The 17,646-nt window shown below is 72.2% G+C and carries 16 protein-coding genes; 11 read left to right on the top strand and 5 right to left on the bottom strand.

What is annotated here, in order from left to right; all coding sequences use genetic code 11:
* The first annotated feature begins 138 nt into the window (after positions 1–138).
* Together OO52_RS01055 and OO52_RS01050 are read left to right on the top strand one after the other, a co-directional pair.
* The gene (locus OO52_RS01055; RefSeq protein WP_030640004.1) at positions 139–1,623 is read left to right on the top strand and encodes an aminopeptidase P family protein; all 1,485 of its coding nucleotides are present in this window, start codon (positions 139–141) and stop codon (positions 1,621–1,623) included.
* A gap of 122 nt (positions 1,624–1,745) precedes the next feature.
* Positions 1,746–3,143 (top strand): PLP-dependent aminotransferase family protein, encoded by a 1,398-nt coding sequence (locus OO52_RS01050; RefSeq protein ID WP_030640006.1) that lies wholly within the window; start codon positions 1,746–1,748, stop codon positions 3,141–3,143.
* Here OO52_RS01050 and OO52_RS01045 read toward each other — a convergent pair.
* Positions 3,133–3,576, bottom strand: a complete 444-nt coding sequence (locus OO52_RS01045) for an ATP-binding protein (RefSeq protein WP_030640008.1) — start codon at positions 3,574–3,576, stop codon at positions 3,133–3,135. The two genes, OO52_RS01050 and OO52_RS01045, sit on opposite strands and share 11 nt — an antisense overlap.
* Positions 3,577–3,762: 186 nt before the next feature.
* On the opposite strand from OO52_RS01045, the gene OO52_RS01040 reads away from it, so the two are divergent.
* The 9 genes from OO52_RS01040 (at position 3,763) to OO52_RS01000 (ending at position 13,772) form a co-directional block, all read left to right on the top strand.
* A complete protein-coding gene (locus OO52_RS01040) occupies positions 3,763–4,626 on the top strand; it encodes a hypothetical protein (protein WP_030640010.1) in 864 nt (287 codons plus the stop codon).
* Between the two features lie 174 nt (positions 4,627–4,800).
* The gene (locus OO52_RS01035) at positions 4,801–5,523 is read left to right on the top strand and encodes a YcnI family copper-binding membrane protein (RefSeq protein WP_030640012.1); all 723 of its coding nucleotides are present in this window, start codon (positions 4,801–4,803) and stop codon (positions 5,521–5,523) included.
* Between the two features lie 105 nt (positions 5,524–5,628).
* Positions 5,629–6,282 carry an SCO family protein gene (locus OO52_RS01030; protein ID WP_030640014.1) on the top strand — a complete coding sequence of 218 codons (654 nt, stop codon included), beginning with the start codon at positions 5,629–5,631 and terminating at the stop codon, positions 6,280–6,282.
* Positions 6,279–6,743: a copper chaperone PCu(A)C gene (locus tag OO52_RS01025; RefSeq protein ID WP_030640016.1), complete on the top strand. Its 465-nt coding sequence runs from the start codon at positions 6,279–6,281 to the stop codon at positions 6,741–6,743. Before OO52_RS01030 ends, OO52_RS01025 begins: the two co-directional genes overlap by 4 nt.
* 13 nt (positions 6,744–6,756) lie before the next feature.
* Positions 6,757–8,781 (top strand): copper resistance CopC/CopD family protein, encoded by a 2,025-nt coding sequence (locus OO52_RS01020; RefSeq protein WP_030640018.1) that lies wholly within the window; start codon positions 6,757–6,759, stop codon positions 8,779–8,781.
* 8 nt (positions 8,782–8,789) lie between these two features.
* Entirely contained in the window at positions 8,790–10,070 is a 1,281-nt protein-coding gene (gene efeB / locus OO52_RS01015) for an iron uptake transporter deferrochelatase/peroxidase subunit (RefSeq protein WP_030640020.1), read from the top strand.
* Between the two features lie 107 nt (positions 10,071–10,177).
* Entirely contained in the window at positions 10,178–11,110 is a 933-nt protein-coding gene (gene pheA / locus OO52_RS01010) for a prephenate dehydratase (RefSeq protein ID WP_030640022.1), read from the top strand.
* 587 nt (positions 11,111–11,697) lie between these two features.
* Positions 11,698–12,975: a serine--tRNA ligase gene (gene serS / locus OO52_RS01005; RefSeq protein ID WP_048910581.1), complete on the top strand. Its 1,278-nt coding sequence runs from the start codon at positions 11,698–11,700 to the stop codon at positions 12,973–12,975.
* Entirely contained in the window at positions 12,972–13,772 is an 801-nt protein-coding gene (locus tag OO52_RS01000) for an HAD family hydrolase (RefSeq protein WP_030640027.1), read from the top strand. The genes serS and OO52_RS01000 overlap by 4 nt, the downstream gene beginning before the upstream one ends.
* A 12-nt stretch (positions 13,773–13,784) precedes the next feature.
* Here the strand turns inward: OO52_RS01000 and OO52_RS00995 are convergent, their stop codons facing one another.
* The 4 genes from OO52_RS00995 to OO52_RS00980 all read right to left on the bottom strand — a co-directional run bounded on the left by OO52_RS00995 (position 13,785) and on the right by OO52_RS00980 (position 17,597).
* Positions 13,785–15,122 (bottom strand): delta-60 repeat domain-containing protein, encoded by a 1,338-nt coding sequence (locus OO52_RS00995; protein ID WP_051818155.1) that lies wholly within the window; start codon positions 15,120–15,122, stop codon positions 13,785–13,787.
* A gap of 512 nt (positions 15,123–15,634) precedes the next feature.
* Complete coding sequence (locus OO52_RS00990) at positions 15,635–15,877, bottom strand: hypothetical protein (RefSeq protein WP_030640031.1); 243 nt, start codon at positions 15,875–15,877, stop codon at positions 15,635–15,637.
* A gap of 78 nt (positions 15,878–15,955) precedes the next feature.
* Positions 15,956–16,675, bottom strand: a complete 720-nt coding sequence (locus tag OO52_RS00985; RefSeq protein ID WP_030640033.1) for an ABC transporter permease — start codon at positions 16,673–16,675, stop codon at positions 15,956–15,958.
* A gap of 10 nt (positions 16,676–16,685) precedes the next feature.
* A complete protein-coding gene (locus OO52_RS00980; RefSeq protein WP_030640035.1) occupies positions 16,686–17,597 on the bottom strand; it encodes an ABC transporter ATP-binding protein in 912 nt (303 codons plus the stop codon).
* Positions 17,598–17,646 lie beyond the last annotated feature (49 nt).

Raw genomic sequence — 17,646 nt, 5'->3', positions numbered from 1 at the left:
GGCATGACCGGGCATAACAGGTCATCCGCCCCCGCCCGCTCCTGGTACGACCGTACGATGATGGTGGTCCCCGCTCGGCCACAAGCAGGAGCGCCGCGGGCCCCCGGGGGAGATCAATGGCGTATCGAGGAGGATCACGTGTCCGACGAGCTCAACCCGGCTGTCCCCGACTCCGCTACCGCGGAGGGCCCGGAGACCGAGGCCGAGGAGACCGTCAAGCAGCGGAAGAACGGCCTGTACCCGGGCGTCTCCGACGAGCTTGCCGAGAACATGAAGTCCGGCTGGGCCGACACGGAGCTGCGTGACCTGAAGCCGATCCCGCAGGCCGCCGAGACCGCGCGCCGCCGTGCCGCGCTCTCCGCCCGCTTCCCGGGCGAGCGCCTGGTGATCCCGGCGGGCAACCTGAAGACCCGCTCGAACGACACCGAGTACCCCTTCCGCGCCTCCGTCGAGTACGCGTACCTCACCGGCAACCAGACCGAGGACGGCGTCCTGGTGCTGGAGCCCAGGGGCGACGGCCACGAGGCCACCATCTACCTGCTGCCGCGCTCCGACCGCGAGAACGGCGAGTTCTGGCTCTCCGGCCAGGGCGAGCTGTGGGTCGGCCGCCGGCACTCCCTCGCCGAGTCCGAGGCGCTGTACGGCATCCCGGCCGCCGACGTGCGCGAGCTGGCCGACAAGCTCCGCGAGGCCACCGGCCCGGTCCGCGTGGTGCGCGGCTACGACGCCGGCATCGAGGCGGCCCTCACCGACAAGGTCACCGCCGAGCGCGACGAGGAGCTGCGCGTCTTCCTCTCCGAGGCCCGTCTCGTCAAGGACGAGTTCGAGATCGGCGAGCTGCAGAAGGCCGTCGACTCGACGGTCCGCGGCTTCGAGGACGTCGTCAAGGTCCTCGACAAGGCCGAGGCGACGAGCGAGCGCTACATCGAGGGCACGTTCTTCCTCCGCGCGCGCGTGGAGGGCAACGACGTCGGCTACGGCTCCATCTGCGCGGCCGGCCCGCACGCCTGCACCCTGCACTGGGTCCGCAACGACGGCCCGGTCCGCTCCGGCGACCTGCTGCTGCTCGACGCCGGCGTGGAGACCCACACGCTGTACACCGCCGACGTCACGCGCACGCTGCCCGTCAACGGCACGTACAGCGAGATCCAGAAGAAGATCTACGACGCCGTGTACGAGGCCCAGGAGGCCGGTATCGCGGCCGTGAAGCCGGGTGCCAAGTACCGCGACTTCCACGACGCCGCGCAGCGCGTGCTGGCCGAGAGGCTCGTCGAGTGGGGCCTGGTCGAGGGCCCGGTCGAGCGGGTCCTGGAGCTGGGCCTGCAGCGCCGCTGGACCCTGCACGGCACCGGGCACATGCTCGGCATGGACGTGCACGACTGCGCCGCCGCGCGGACCGAGACGTACGTGGACGGCACGCTGGAGCCGGGCATGGTGCTCACCGTCGAGCCGGGGCTGTACTTCCAGGCCGACGACCTGACCGTGCCGGAGGAGTACCGGGGCATCGGCGTCCGGATCGAGGACGACATCCTCGTGACGGAGGACGGCAACCGGAACCTCTCCGGGGGTCTGCCGCGTCGCTCCGACGAGGTCGAATCGTGGATGGCCTCTCTGAAGGGCTGATCTGCGTTTGAATGGCCGGGCACCGGGGAGGTGCCCGGCCGTTTCGTCTGCGGGTGGAACCGTGGCCGGTCGCGCTGTTCCCCGCGCCCGCTCGGGGCGCGTGCAGTGACGGGGGTGGAAACGTGGACGACTTCTGGTCGGGCGTCGGTGTCGACCTGCACCTCGAACCCGACTCGGCCGACGGGCGGCGGGTCGGGCTCGAACGGGCCCTCAGGGACGCCGTACGCGACGGGCGGCTCGCGCCCGGTACCCGGCTGCCCGCCACCCGGCGGCTCGCGGCCGACCTCGGGATCTCGCGCGGCACCGCGAAGGCCGCCTACGACCAGCTCGTCGCCGAGGGATATCTGACGGCACGGCAGGGCTCGGGCACCCGGGTCGCCGAACTGCCGTCCGTCCAGGCGGAGGAGCCGGGGACGGACACGCGCGCGCGTGCGCCGCGTCTCGATCTGCGTCCCGGCAGCCCGGACGTCGGCGCGTTCCCGGCGGCGGCCTGGCTGCGCGCGCTGCGCCGCGCCATAGCGACGGCGCCCTCGCTGGCGTACGACTACGGCGACCCGCGCGGCCGGATCGAGCTGCGCACCGCGCTCTCCGGCTATCTGGGGCGGGCGCGCGGGGTGCTGGCGCCGCCGGAGCGGATCGTCATCACCTCGGGCTACGTGCAGGGCCTGGCGCTGCTCACGCGGGTGCTGGACGGCGCCGCCGTCGCCATGGAGGACCCGGGGCTGCCCTTCCACCGGGAGGTGGTGCGGCACAACGGCGGAACGGTCCTGCCGGTGCCGGTCGACGCGCGCGGGGTGCGCCCCGAGGAACTGGGCGGAGCGGCGGCCGTGGTGGTCACGCCGGCCCACCAGTACCCGACCGGGGCGACCCTGCACCCCGAGCGGCGCCGGGCGCTCACCGACTGGGCACGCGCGCGGGGCGGACTGATCGTGGAGGACGACTACGACGGCGAGTTCCGCTACGACCGCCAGCCCGTGGGCGCGGTGCAGGGGATGGCGCCGGGCCAGGTGGTGTACCTGGGCACCGCCTCCAAGACGCTGGGCCCGGCGCTGCGGCTCGGCTGGATGGTGCTGCCGCCGCACCTGGTCGACGCGGTCGCCGACGCCAAACTGCACAGCGACCACCACACCGAGACCATCGGCCAGCTCGCGCTCGCCGAGCTGATCGACAGCCACGCCTACGACCGCCATGTGCGCGCGTGCCGGCTGCGCTACCGGCGGCGCCGGGACCAGCTGCTGGACCGGCTGGGGGCGCGGCGGAGCGTGCGCGGGATCGCGGCCGGGCTGCACGCGCTGATCGAGGTGCCGGACGAGGCCGCGGTCCTGGCCCGCGCGGAGGCGGAGGGCCTGGCGCTGGGCGGACTCGGCGACCACTGGCACACCCCGGGTCCCGGCCGGCCCCAGGGCCTGGTCGTCGGCTACGGCACCCCCAGGGAGCGGGTGTACCCGGAAGCCCTGGAGGCCCTCGCGAAGGTCCTCGGACAGCTCGGCGGCACCGGCAGGGCGGCGGCTAGGCCGTGAGGAGGGACGGGTCCTTACGCCATTTGAGGATCTTGTCGAAGCTGACCACCGTCCCTCCCCGGCCCGGCTTCGGGCCGATGTGGACGTGGTCGGCCAGTTCGCGGATCAGACACAGGCCGCGGCCGTGTTCGGCGTCGGGGCGGGCCGGCCGGGGGTCCTGCGGGCGGGCGAAGCCGGGACCGGCATCGGTCACTTCGATACGGCACTTCTCGCCGTCGAGATAGGCGGTCACCCGGTACGCCTCCGAGGCGCCGCGGGCGGTGTCCCCGCCGTGCTCGACGGCGTTCGCGCAGGCCTCGCTCAGGGCGACGGACAGGTCGTAGGAGATCTCCGGGTCGACCCCCGCCGTCTCCATCGTGCCGATCAGCAGCCGCCGGGCCAGCGGCACGCTGGCGGCCTCGCGCCGCAGATGGAGTGACCACCAGATGCTCATGCTCCAGCCTCCTGGCCGCGGCTCGACATACCGTTACGTATTGCCGCCCGTAGGCGGCCGTAAGCACTCCGTCGACGTGAGTCCGCCCATACAGCCGATGCGCCGGGGGAGGAATCGGTGTATGAGGGACGCCTCAGGCGCCCTGCCGTATGCGCGCGGTAAGGGCAGTGCGATGATGACCCCGCCATGACTGCCCCCCACCCACGCACGGCGCACTCCGGAGCCGGGCTGCGGATTCTGCGGGCCGCGGTGTTCGCCGCGGTCTGCGTCGCGCTGGCCGCGGGCGGGCACTCCCTGGCCTCCTGCGCGCGCGTGCCGCTGTGGACGCTCGGCGCGGGCTTCCTCGGCGTTCTGCTGCTCGCGGCACCGCTCGCCGGGCGGGTCCGCTCGCTGCCGGGCATCGCCGTGCTCCTCGCCCTCGGCCAGACCGTGCTGCACACGCTGTTCGGGCTGGGCCAGCACGGGATGACGACGGCCTCCGCCGGAATGCCGATGGGCTCGATGGGCTCGATGGCGGCCGGCGGGTCGACGGGCGCCGTGCTGAGCGACAACGCGCTGGTCGAGCAGGCCACGCGGCTCGTGTGCGGCTCGACCGCCGCGTCCCTCACTCCAGGGCACGCCTTCCGGCTGCTGCTCGACGCGCGTCTCATCGACCGCACCGGCCGGCCGACATCCGCCCTGGGCACCTTCGAGCACGCGCACGACGCCACCGGCGCCTCGGCCGGCCTGCTGCCCTCGCTGCCGATGCTGCTCGGCCATGTGCTCGCGGCCGTCGCCGCCGGCTGGCTGCTGCGCCGCGGCGATCTCGCCGTGCTGCGGCTGATCGAGCTATCGGCGCATGGAGTCGCGGAGGGGGCGCTCGTACGGTCCCTGCGCGCGGCTCTCGCGCTGACGCGCGCCCTGTGCGCCGGGCTGCTCCCCGCCACCGAACCCGGCCCGCGCGGCCCGCGCCCCGACCGGGACCAGGCACCGGCCCCGCACACCGCCGTACTCCAGCACACGGTGATCCGGCGCGGCCCGCCCGCCGCCGCCTTCCTCCTCGCCGCCTGACGCGGCCACCGCTCCCCCGACACGGACCCGGTGCGCCGCCGTAGCGCGGCACGCGCGCGTGCGCGTTCTTCCGAGCCGTACGGCCGATTTTCTCCGCCGTACCGCCACAACACCGTCGCGCGCGCGTATCCCTCTTCATCACCGGTTCTCACTCAGAGTGGAGTGCTTCCTTCCATGAAGGCTTCTCGTCTCGCCGCCGCCGCTGCCGTCGCTGGTACGGCCGTCCTCGCCCTGTCCGCCCCCGCCTTCGCTCACGTCTCCGTGCAGCCGGAGGGCCCCGCGGCCAAGGGCGGTTACGCGGTCGTGGACTTCAAGGTCCCGAACGAGCGTGACAACGCCTCGACCACCAAGGTCGAGGTGAACTTCCCGGCCGACCACCCGATCGCCTCGGTGATGACGGAGGCGATCCCGGGCTGGAAGATCGACGTCACCAAGTCCAAGCTGGCCGAGCCGATGACCCTGCACGGCGAGAAGATCGACGAGGCCGTCACCAAGGTCACCTGGACCGCCGACGGCAAGGGCATCGAGCCCGGCTACTTCCAGAAGTTCCCGCTCTCCCTGGGCGCGCTGCCCGAGAACACCGACCAGCTGGTGTTCAAGGCGATCCAGACGTACTCCAACAAGGAGGTCGTGCGCTGGATCGAGGTGCCCCAGGAGGGCCAGGACGAGCCGGAGAACCCGGCCCCGGTCCTGGAGCTGTCCGCCGCCACCGACGACCACCACGGCACGTCGAGCGCCGAGAACACCGCCGAGAAGACCGAGAAGACGGCCGCCGCCGAGGATTCCGGCGACGGCAGTGACACCACCGCGCGCGTGCTCGGCGTGGTCGGCATCGTCGTCGGCGTCGCGGGCGTGGCCTACGGCGTCCTCGCGGGCCGCCGCCGGACCGCCGCCTGAGCCCTTCGTTCCGCAGCGCGCGCCGGGCGCCGTGCGACCCCGTCACCCGGGCCCGTCGCACGACCCCGGTGCGCGCCGGAGTTCACACATCTGGGACATTTCTCTATGCGCAAGAAGACGTTCGCCGCGGCCGTACTGCTCGCCGCCGCCACCCTGACCCTCTCCGCCTGCGGCAGCGACGACGACAGCAAGTCGCCGGTCGCCGTGGTCTCGGGAGGATCCGGCGCGGGCAAGGTCGCCACCGTGCTCGACCAGCCGTTCACCAAGCCGGACCTGGTCCTCACCGACACCCACGGCAAGAAGTACGACCTCCGCAAGGAGACCGAGGGACATCCGACCCTGGTCTACTTCGGCTACACGCACTGCCCCGACATCTGCCCCACGACGATGAGCAACATCGCCGTCGCCAAGAAGGCGCTGCCCAAGGCCGAGCAGGACGACCTCCGGGTCGTGTTCGTCACCACCGACCCCGGCCGCGACACCCCGGCCGAGCTGGGCAAATGGCTCAAGGGCATCGACCCGCAGTTCATCGGCCTGACCGGCGACTTCGCCAGGATCCAGGCCGGCGCCCGGTCCGTCGGCATCTCCGTGGAGCCGACGACGAAGGACAAGAACGGCAAGCTGGTCTCCGTCCACGGCACCCAGGTCGTCGCCTTCTCGCCGAAGACCGACGCCGGATACGTCCTCTACGGCGAGGACGCCACGGTCGACGACTACACCAAGGACCTGCCCAAGCTCGTCGAGGGAGCCAACCCGTGAGGCGCCGTGCCGCCGTCCTGGCCGCGGGCGCGCTCGCCGGAGCACTGGCCCTCACCGGCTGCTCCGGGTCCGGCACGGGGTCGGACAAGGCCGAGCTGTCCGTCGGCTCCTCCTACATGCCCCAGCCCGTCTCCGCCGACATGGCCGCCGGGTTCCTGACGATCACCAACAAGGGCGGGGCCGGGGACGAGCTGACCTCGGTCACCAGTGACGTCGCCGGCGAGGTGACCATGCACAGCACGGTCGGCGGCGCCATGACGGAGAAGTCCTCCTTCGCGATACCGGCCCACGGACGTCTCGTGTTCAAGAGCGGTGGCAACCACCTGATGTTCGAGAAGCTGAAGCGCGCGCCGAAGCAGGGCCAGACGGTCACGGTGAAGCTCACCTTCGACAAGTCCGGGCCGCTCACCGTCGAGATGCCCGTGAAGTCCGCCACGTACAACCCGTCGACCGGCCACTGAGGGAGGGATCACCGTGACCCGGACCATCGCCCCCCGCGTGCGGATCCTGGTGCTGCTGTTCATCGCCGTGACCGGCGCGCTGCTGGCGGGCGCCGGACCGGCCTCCGCCCACGCGGCGCTGACCGGCAGCGACCCCGCGCAGGGGGTGGTGGCCGACAAGGCACCCACCCAGGTGTCGCTCACCTTCTCCGAGAAGGTGGCGCTCAACGACGACTCCCTGCGCGTCCTCGACCCGAAGGGCAAGCCGGTCCAGACCGGCAGCCCGGCCAACGTGAGCGGGACGACGTACGCCGTGCGGCTCAAGAGCGGCCTGGGCAAGGGCACGTACACCGTCACCTACCAGGTCGTCTCCGCGGACAGCCACCCCGTCGCCGGCGCCTACACCTTCTCCGTCGGGGCGCCCTCGCAGACCGTCGTCTCCGGCACCGGCCCGGCCGCGGGCGGCGGGGTCGTGGGCGGGCTCTACGCGTTCGGGCGGTACGTGTCGTACGCCGGCTTCATCGTGCTGACCGGCGGCGCGGCCTTCGTGCTCGCCTGCTGGCGGCGCGGCGCGGGCGTCCGGCCCCTGCAGCGGCTGGTCGTCGGCGGCTGGCTCGCGCTGACGGCGGCCACCCTGTGGCTGCTGCTCCTGCGCGGCGCGTACACCGGATCCGGAAAGTTCGCCGACGTCTTCGACCTCGACCTGCTCGGCCAGGTGCTGCAGACCAAGACCGGTGCCGCGCTGGTCTCCCGGCTCCTGCTGCTCGCCGCCGCCGCACTGTTCGTCGCCGTCCTCTTCGGTAGCTACGCCCGCCCGTCACCCACCACCACCCTGAACGACGGCGCTGCGCGCCGACTGCCTGATCCGCGGGAGGACGGCGAGGAGAAGCGCGACCTGACCTTCGGGCTCGCCGTCGGCGGGGCGGTCGTCGCCGCCGGGCTCGCCACCAGCTGGGCCATGGCCGAGCACGCCTCGACCGGACTCCAGCCGGGTATCGCCATGCCGGTCGACGTCGTCCACCTGCTGGCCGTCGCCGCCTGGCTCGGCGGCCTCACCGCCCTGCTGACCGCGCTGTACCGGGCACCCGCCGAGACCCCGGTGGAGGCCGCCGCCGTACAGCGCTTCTCCCGGGTGGCCTTCGGTTCCGTCCTCGCCCTCGTGGTCACCGGCGTCTACCAGTCCTGGCGGCAGCTCGGCTCCTGGTCGGCGTTCACCGAGACCCGGTACGGGCAGTTGCTGCTGGTCAAGATCGGGCTGGTGGCGGTGCTGGTCGGCATCGCGGCCGTGTCCCGGCGGTGGACGGGACGGCTCACGGACCCGGTCGTCCGCACCGGGAAGGCGAGGAAGGGGGAGGCCCAGCAGGCCCAGGCCCGAAAGGAACAGGCCGAGGCGCAGAAGGAGCAGGTCGCCGCGTCGAGGGCGGCCGGCGCGGGCAAGGCGGCCGGCGGGGACGAGGGCACCGGCGCAGGTGCGTCCCAGCGTGCCGCCCAGCTCGCCCGGCAGCGCGCGGCCGTCGACGCCGCCCGGAAGAAGCGACTGCGGGACGGCGACCCGAACCGCTTCGGCCTGCGCCGCTCGGTGCTCGCCGAGGCCGGCGTCGCCATCGTGCTGCTCGCCGTCACCACCGCGCTGACGCAGACCGAGCCGGGCCGCACCGAGCAGGAGGCCAAGGCGGCCACCTCCGCGTCGGAGGGCTCCGGCACCTCGACGCCGTCCGGCGCGCTCACCCTGGACATGCCGTTCGACACCGGCGGCACCGACGGCAAGGGCGTCGTCAGCATCGACCTGGACCCCGCGCGCGTGGGCGGCAACGAGATGCACGTGTACGTCCAGCGCCCCAACGGCCGGGCCTTCGACGTCCCGGAGGTGAAGGTCTCCTTCACCCTGGAGGCGAAGAAGATCGGCCCGCTTCCCGTGAACCCCGACCACATCGCCACCGGCCACTGGTCGGCGAACGGAGTGCAGATCCCCGTGGCCGGCGACTGGAAGATCGCCGTCACGGTCCGCACCTCCGACATCGACCAGGTGACCGTCTCCAAGAACGCGCAGATCGGCTGAACCACACCATGCCCGAACAGTCCATCCCTCAGGCCCGTACCCCCGACGCGCCGACGGCGGAGCCCGTGTCCCGGGCGAGCGGCATCTCGCGGCGCGCCCTGCTCGGCACCGCCGGCGCCACCGGGCTCGTGCTCGGCGCGGCCGGCGGGGCCGTGGGCTACGCCTCCGCGCCCGCCGGGGCCACCCCGCTCACCTCGGTGGGCGAGGGGCGGGCGATGTTTCACGGGAAACATCAGCCCGGCATCACCGAGGGCCTCCAGGCGCGCGGCCATCTCGTGGCCTTCGACCTGGCGGCGGGCGCGGGCCGCAAGGAGGCGGCGGCCCTGCTGCGCCGCTGGTCCACGACCGCCGAGCGGCTGATGGCGGGCGAGGCGGCCCCGCACGGCGACACCGATGTGGCCCGGGACGCGGGACCGTCCTCGCTGACCATCACCTTCGGCTTCGGGTACAGCTTCTTCGGCAGGACGGGTCTGGAGAACCAGCGGCCCGGCGCGCTCGACCCGCTGCCGGACTTCTCCTCCGACCACCTCGACAAGTCCCGCAGCGACGGCGATCTGTGGGTGCAGATCGGCGCGAACGACGCCCTGGTCGCCTTCCACGCCCTGCGCGCGCTCCAGAAGGACGCGGGCTCGGCCGCGCGGGTGCGCTGGCAGATGAACGGCTTCAACCGCAGTCCGGGCGCCACCGCCCACCCCATGACGGCCCGCAACCTCATGGGCCAGCTCGACGGCACCCGCAATCCGAAGCCCGCCGACGCCGACTTCGACCAGCGGATCTTCGTGCCGGCCTCGGGCGAGCCGGCGTGGATGGCACACGGCTCCTACGCGGTCGTACGCCGTATCCGCATGCTCCTGGACGACTGGGAGAAGCTGTCGCTCGCCGCCCAGGAGCAGGTCATCGGGCGCCGCAAGGCCGATGGGGCGCCGCTGTCCGGCGGCGACGAGACGACCCCGATGGACCTGGAGAAGACCGACGCCCACGGCGGCTACGTCGTCCCGCTCAACGCGCACGCCCGGATCACCCGGCCCGACAAGAACGGCGGTGCGGCCATGCTGCGGCGCCCGTTCTCCTACCACGACGGCATCGACGCGGACGGCACGCCCGACGCCGGTCTCCTCTTCATCTGCTGGCAGGCGGACCCGCTGCGCGGCTTCGTCCCGGTGCAGCGCAAGCTCGACCGGGGCGACGCGCTGTCGAAGTACATCCGGCACGAGGCCAGCGGCCTGTTCGCGGTGCCGGGCGGGGCGGCGAAGGGGGAGTACGTGGGGCAGCGGCTGCTGGAGGGGTGACCCACAAAACCAGGCGCGTGCGGGGTGAACCGGGTTCAAACCACCCGGTCGAGTGGTTGTCGTCAGACGCCTCAGCCGACCCGGCCCGCGGCCATTAGGGTGAGGACATGCCAGCGAGCTATGCCTATCTCGGCCCGGAGGGCACCTTCACGGAGGTCGCCCTGCGCACGCTTCCGGAGGCGGCCACCCGGGAGCTGATCCCGTACGTCTCGGTGCAGTCCGCGCTGGACGTGGTCCGGGCCGGCGAGGCCGAGGCCGCGTTCGTGCCGATCGAGAACTCCGTCGAGGGCGGCATCACCACTACCCTGGACGAGCTGGTCGCGGGCGAGCCGCTGATGATCTACCGCGAGGTGCTGCTGTCGATCACCTTCGCGCTGCTGGTCCGCCCCGGCACGAAGCTCACGGACATCAAGACGGTCTCCGCCCACCCGGCGGCCCAGCCCCAGGTCCGCAACTGGCTGAGCGCGAACCTCCCGACCGCCACCTGGGAGTCGGCGGCGTCCAACGCGGACGCCGCCCGCCTGGTCCAGGAGGGCCGCTACGACGCCGCCTTCGCCGGCGAGTTCGCCGCCGCCCGGTACGGCCTCGAGGCGCTGGAGACCGGGATCCACGACGCGGAGAACGCGCAGACCCGGTTCGTGCTGGTCGGCCGACCGGCCCGGCCGGCCGCGCCCAGCGGAGCCGACAAGACCTCCGTGGTGCTGTGGCAGCGGGACGACCACCCCGGCGGCCTGCGCGACCTGCTCGGCGAGTTCGCCTCGCGCGGCATCAACCTCATGCTGCTCCAGTCCCGGCCGACGGGCGCCGGCATCGGCAACTACTGCTTCTGCATCGACGCCGAGGGGCACATCGCCGACCGGCGGATGGCGGAGGCGCTGATGGGGCTGCGGCGGATCTGTCTCCAGGTGCGCTTCCTCGGCTCCTATCCGCGCGCGGACATCGGCCCGGGCGCCGCCCAGCCGACGCTGCCGGGGACGTCGGACGAGGAGTTCATGGCGGCGGCGGACTGGGTGGCGCGCTGCCAGGACGGCCGGTTCTAGCCGGTCGTACGTGCGGACGGCGACCGGTCGCACCTGCGAGCGAGCGTTATCCACAGAAGTTATCCACAGGTGCTCTTCTCGACCTGGGGACAAGTCGACAGAGCGGCGCCATCGGGTCGACAAATCGCCCTGGGGGACCCGGTGGAAGCCGCCGGGGCCTGACTCACCCTTCGTCCACCCGTTTCCTTTGGTTCATCTTTTGGGGCGACCGTTTTCCACCCGAAAGTGGGTGTCGATGCGGTTTGACCCGGGAATTCTTCAGTCCGTTCGCGCATTCCGGAGTGATCAATTCCGAAGTCCACAGATCTTCCACACAGCCTGTGGATAACTCTTCGGGAGGTGTGGATCGCTGTGGACAACCGGGCCGCCAAATCCCGTTCTCCACAAGGAAATCGAGTCAACCGGGCGCCCGGAGCGTGCCCCGTCCCAGGGAGTGAGACACTTTTCCCTTGACGCCCCGGGTGGCGTACGGCCGACACAGCGGAACACGCTCGGCAATTAGCGCATAACGCAACGTATGCCGCGAATCAGAACTCCCCGGATTAGTGATTCGTGAGCCGCGACCCCGCACCGGTAGCCTTGCCCTCGTGATTGACCTTCGCCTGCTCCGTGAGGACCCCGACCGTGTGCGCGCGTCCCAGCGCGCCCGTGGAGAGGACGTCGCGCTCGTCGACGCCCTCCTGTCTGCCGACGAGCGGCGCAGGTCCTCCGGCGTCCGCTTCGACGAGCTGCGCGCCGAGCAGAAGCAGCTCGGCAAGCTGATCCCCAAGGCCACCGCCGAGGAGAAGGCCGAGCTGCTGGGCCGCGCCGAGCAGCTCAAGGCGGACGTGAAGGCCGCCGACGCCGAGCGCGACGCGGCCGACGCCGAGACCCAGGAGCTGCTGCTCAAGCTCGGCAACCTCGTCCACCCCGACGTGCCCGTCGGCGGCGAGGAGGACTTCGCCACGCTGGAGACGCACGGCACGATCCGCGACTTCGGCGCCGAGGGCTTCGAGCCCAAGGACCACCTGGAGCTGGGCCAGCTGCTCGGCGCGATCGACGTCGAGCGGGGCGCCAAGGTCTCCGGCTCCCGCTTCTACTTCCTCACCGGTGTCGGCGCCCTGCTGGAGCTTGCCCTGGTGAACGCGGCGATCGCCCAGGCCACCGCCGCCGGCTTCACGCCGATGCTCACCCCGGCGCTGGTCCGCCCGCAGTCCATGGCCGGCACCGGCTTCCTCGGCCAGGCCGCCCAGGACGTCTACCACCTCGACAAGGACGACCTCTACCTGGTCGGCACCTCCGAGGTCCCGCTGGCGGCCTACCACATGGACGAGATCATCGACGCGGACCGGCTGCCGCTGCGGTACGCGGGCTTCTCCCCGTGCTTCCGCCGCGAGGCCGGCTCGCACGGCAAGGACACCCGGGGCATCTTCCGGGTGCACCAGTTCGACAAGGTCGAGATGTTCTCGTACGTCGCTCCCGAGGACTCGCAGGCCGAGCACCAGCGCCTGCTGGAGTGGGAGAAGCAGTGGCTGACCTCGCTGGAGCTGCCGTTCCGCGTCATCGACGTCGCCTCCGGTGACCTCGGCTCCTCGGCCGCCCGCAAGTTCGACTGCGAGGCGTGGATCCCGACCCAGGGCAAGTACCGCGAGCTGACCTCGACCTCGGACTGCACCGAGTTCCAGTCCCGCCGGCTGTCCATCCGGGTCCGCGACGGCAAGCAGGTCAAGCCGCTCGCCACCCTCAACGGCACGCTGTGCGCCGTACCGCGCACGATCGTGGCGATCCTGGAGAACCACCAGCAGGCCGACGGCTCCGTCCGGGTCCCCGAGGTGCTGCGCCCCTACCTGGGCGGCCGTGAGGTGCTGGAGCCGGTCGCCAAGTGACCGCCTTCCCGTACCGACTGATCGCCACCGATCTCGACGGGACGCTCCTGCGCTCCGACGAGTCGGTCTCCCAGCGCACCCGGGACGCGCTCGCCGCGGCCACCGCGGCGGGCGCCGCGCACATCGTCGTCACCGGCCGCGCGGTCCCCTGGACCCGGCACATCCTGGACGACCTCGGCTACGACGGCCTCGCCGTCTGCGGCCAGGGCGCCCAGGTGTACGACGCCGGCTCCCACCGCCTGCTGACCTCGGTCACCCTGGACCGGCAGCTCGCGGGCGTGGCCCTGGCCAAGATCGAGGCCGAGGTGGGCCCGCTGTACCTGGCGGCCAGCCGGGACGGCCTGGACGGCGAGGTGCTGGTGGGCCCGGGCTACGCGGTCACCGGCAAGCTGCCCGGCACCCCCTTCACGGACGCCTCCGACCTCTGGACGGCGCCCCTGAACAAGATCTACATACAGCATCCGACGATGGGCGACGACGAGCTGGCGGAGGCGGCCCGGCAGGCGGCCGGCGGCTTCGTCACGGTGGCCATGGCGGGCGAGGGCATCGTGGAGCTGCTCCCGCTCGGCCTGTCGAAGGCCACCGGCCTCTCCCTGGCGGCCCGCCGCCTGGGAGTGAAGGCCGCCGACACGATCGCCTTCGGCGACATGCCCAACGACATCCCGATGTTCGCTTGGGCCGCCCGCGGCGTGGCCATGGCCAACGCCCACGCGGAACTGAGGGCGGTGGCCGACGAGATCACGTCCTCCAACGAGGAGGACGGGATCGCGGTCGTCCTGGAGCGGCTGCTCGGCTAGCGGGCCGCCGCGTCAGGGCAGGTAGCGGGCCAGGGCCAGGTACGTATCGGCGTCGCCGGCGGCCACGATCCTGCCGTCGGCCTGGACCACGACGTCGCGCGCGTGGTCGGCGACCCCGGGGGTGAAGTCGGTGACCACCTTGCCGTCACCGTCGAATCCGGTGTCCAGGCTGCCGTTCGTGTTGTAGCGCGCCAGGGCCCAGTCACCGCCGCGGCTGCCGGCGGCGACCAGCTTGCCGTCGGACTGGAGTGCCACGTCATGAGCGCGTGCGCCGCCCGCGAACGTCGTCGTCACCTTGCCGTCACCGTCGAATCCGGTGTCCAGGGAGCCGTCGGCGTTGAGCCGGGCCAGGGCGAACCGGCTGCTGGTGCCGCCGGAGGGAGTGACGTAACCGGCGACCGCCATGTCACCGCCCGGGATGAGCACCAGTCCGTACCCCTGGGCCTCTCCGCTGAAGCCGACGACCCGCTTGCCGTCGCCGTCGAATCCGGTGTCCAGGCTCCCGTTGGGGTTGTAGCGGACCAGTGCGAAGGCCGGCGTGTAGCCGGGATTGCCGAGTCCGACACCGCCGGCGACGACGATCCTGCCGTCGGACTGAAGCGCCACGTCCTGGGCGGTCGAGATGCCTCCCGCCGAGAAGTGCGTGGTCAGCTGGCCGTCGCCGCTGAAGGTGGGGTCCGGGTCGCCGGCGGAGTCGTAGCGGGCCACCACGATGTCACCGCCGGACTGGCCGACGGCGACGATCCGGCCGTCGGGCTGCACGGTGACCGCGTAGGCGTCGGCGGAGCCGTCCGAACCGAAGTCGGTGATCGTACGGCCGCCGTCGCCGAAGCCGGTGTCCAGATCCCCGTCGGGCTGGTAGCGGGCCACCGTGAACCAGCAGCAGCCCTCGGACCCGGGCCGTTGCGTGGTGCCCACGACGACGATCTTCCCGTCGGGTTGCAGCGCGAGCCCGTGGGCCGCTTCCTCGCCCTGGCCGAAGTCGGTGGTGACGACGCCCTCGTTGCCGAAGCCGCTGTCCAGCGTCCCGTCGGGGTTGTACCGCACCACCACGAAGTCGGGGCCGGTGCCCTCGCCGTAGAAGCTGCCGAGCGCGACCAGCTTGCCGTCGTCCTGCACGGCGAGACCGTGCCCCTCGATCCCGGCGGAGACGTCGAGGTCGACCACCTTGCCGTTGCCGCCGAAGGACGAGTCGAGGTCGCCGGAGGCGGCATGGGCGGAACCGGGCGAGGCGAGCAGGAGCGCCAATGCCGCGGTGGCCGCGGCGCCGCCCCGGACCGGCAGCCGCCGGAGGCCGTGGAGAAGACCACGAAGAGGGCCGTGAAGAAGGCCGTGGAGGAGGGAGAACATGGCCGCACATGCTAGGAGCGACGAAACGGCCTGTATCAGGACACGCTGACCGTACGGCCGTCCGGGTGCTCTATCGCCCGACATGCCTCGGCCAGGTGACTCCGCGCCGGAAATACGCTCATACTTCGGTCCGACTCGGGCGCCCCGACCAGTGCGAGTCCCGCCTCTTCTCTCCGTCCCGCTCTCCCTCGCCGACGCCAGGGGGGCTCGACCACCATGGGTGGCCGAGCCCCCCGTGGCCGCGGCTGGGTGGGCGGCCCACGCGAGAGCGACATCGCGTGCTCGAAGCGGCCGCCCCGGGCAGCCCCCGTGGCTCCACGGAGGGGTGGCGCATCACTCCGGAGCCGGCCTCGGGCTGCCCTGTCGGGAGCTGGGCGCACTGCCGTGCATGGGCATCGCCCACCTCCGCTCCCAGTCGGTGACGCCGGGACGATCCCGGCAGATGGGGCACAACCACTGTGCCCGGCGCCGGAGTTGGACGCCACCGAATAAAACGAACAAACGGACGAGGGCTATCGGCGCCGCCGTCTGCGGCGCCGCGCCTTGCTGAAGAACCAGCCGGCCGGTGGCTCGTCGGAGCGCCAGGGCTGCGGCTCGGGTGCCTCGGACCGCCAGCGGGCGGCGAGCATCCGCGCCCGGGCCGACGGCTCGGAGGTCTCGGCCGCCCGGACGAACGTCTCGTCCAGGACGACGTCGTCCCACACGTCCTCGCCGGCCCGCTCCCGGCCTTCGTGCTGTGGCGTCTCCTCAGCCATCTCCGGCCTCCCAGCCGTTCATCCGCTCCGCCCAGTGTGCCCGGGCCGGGGTGAAGCCCCCGTCAAGTCCGGGACCCGTCACTCCTCGCCCGCGAGCGTCAGCGACCGCAGCTTCTGCCCGGCGTACCAGGTGGCCAGGACGGTGACCGCCACCAGCAGCACGGTGGCCGTCGGCAGGCCCACCTCGGAGGTCACCAGGTCCCCGCCGGCCATCTTGTGGGCGACGGCCAGCGACCACTGCTGGACGCTCAGCGTGCGCGCGCCCGGCACCAGGGAGCCGAACAGCGCCTCCCAGACCAGGGCGTAGACGAGCCCGAAGACCACCGCGTGCCGGGAGACCGTGCCCAGCAGCAGGAACAGCGCCGAGTAGGCGATGGAGGAGACGAGCGCGGCGACCGTGTAGGCGACGGCGATCTGCTGGCCGTTGCCGTTCAGGATCAGGCCGGCGATCAGGGTCGGCACCGCCGAGAAGACCATGGTCACGGCGATGGCGACGATCAGCTTGGTGAGGATGATCGTGGGCCGCTTGAGCGGCTTGGACAGCAGGTAGACGACGGAGCCGTCGTCGATCTCCGGGCCGATCGCGCCGGTGCCGGCGATGACACCGATGATCGGCACCATGGTGGCGAGCGCGAAGCCGCCGAGGACGTCCGAGGCCGTCTGGTCGTCGGCCCCGGTCAGGGCGCGGACGGCCACGGAGATCACGATGAGCAGCAGTGGCAGCGCGCCGAGGATGAGGGCCCTGCGGCGGCCGAGCAGGGCCCGGTAGGTGAGCCGGGCGACGGTGGGGTCGTACATCTTCGGCCTCCTACGCCGCGACCAGGTACGAGAAGACGGACTCCAGGGACTCGTCGGACGGCGAGACCGTGAGGAGCCGGATGCCGTGGTCCCTGGCGACCTTCGGCAGCAGGGCGGTGAAACGGCCGAAGTCGACGGCCTGGATGCGCAGGGCGCCCTCGGCGTGGTCGACCTCGATGCCGGCCGTGGACGGGTCGGCGATCAGCGCGGCCGCGAGGGCGCGGTCGTCGCTGGAGCGGACGAGGTAGCGGTGCGGGCGGTCGGTCATCAGGCGGCGGATCCTGCGGAAGTCGCCGCTGGCCGCGTGCCGTCCGGCGACGACGACCTCGATGTGCCGGGCGAGCTGCTCGACCTCTTCGAGGATGTGCGAGGAGAACAGCACCGTGCGGCCCTCGTCGCCCATCTTCCGCAGCAGGTCCATGAGCTGCATGCGCTGGCGCGGGTCCATGCCGTTGAACGGCTCGTCCAGCAGGAGCAGCGACGGGTCGTGGACCAGGGCGCTCGCCATCTTCACGCGCTGCCGCATGCCCTTGGAGTACGTGGAGATCTTCCGGTCCTGGGCGTACTCCATCTCGACCGTGGCGAGCGCGCGCTGGGCGGCCTTGTCGCCGAGGCCGTGCAGTTCGGCGTTGGCGAAGACGAATTCGCGGCCCGTGAGGAAGTCGTACATCGCCTCCCGCTCGGGGACGATGCCGATGTGCCGGTAGATGGTCTCGTTGCGCCACACCGGCTGTCCGTCGAGGGTGACCGTGCCGGTGGAGGGGGCGAGGAAGCCGCCCATCATGTTGATGAGGGTGGACTTTCCGGCGCCGTTGGGGCCGAGCAGGCCGGTGACGCCGGGGCCGATGGTCATGGTGATGTCGTTGACGGCGACCACGTTGCCGAACCAGCGGGAGACGTGGTCGATGGTGAGAGTGCTCATGGGCGCAGCCCGTTCCTTGGAAGGGTGGTGGCGGTGGACGGGCTGGGCG

The sequence above is a fragment of the Streptomyces flaveolus genome (assembly GCF_000716535.1).
In the GTDB taxonomy this organism is placed as follows: Bacteria; Actinomycetota; Actinomycetes; order Streptomycetales; family Streptomycetaceae; genus Streptomyces; species Streptomyces flaveolus_A.
The sequence above is the reverse complement of the archived record's forward strand: the minus strand, read 5'-3'. Positions and strand labels throughout refer to the sequence as shown.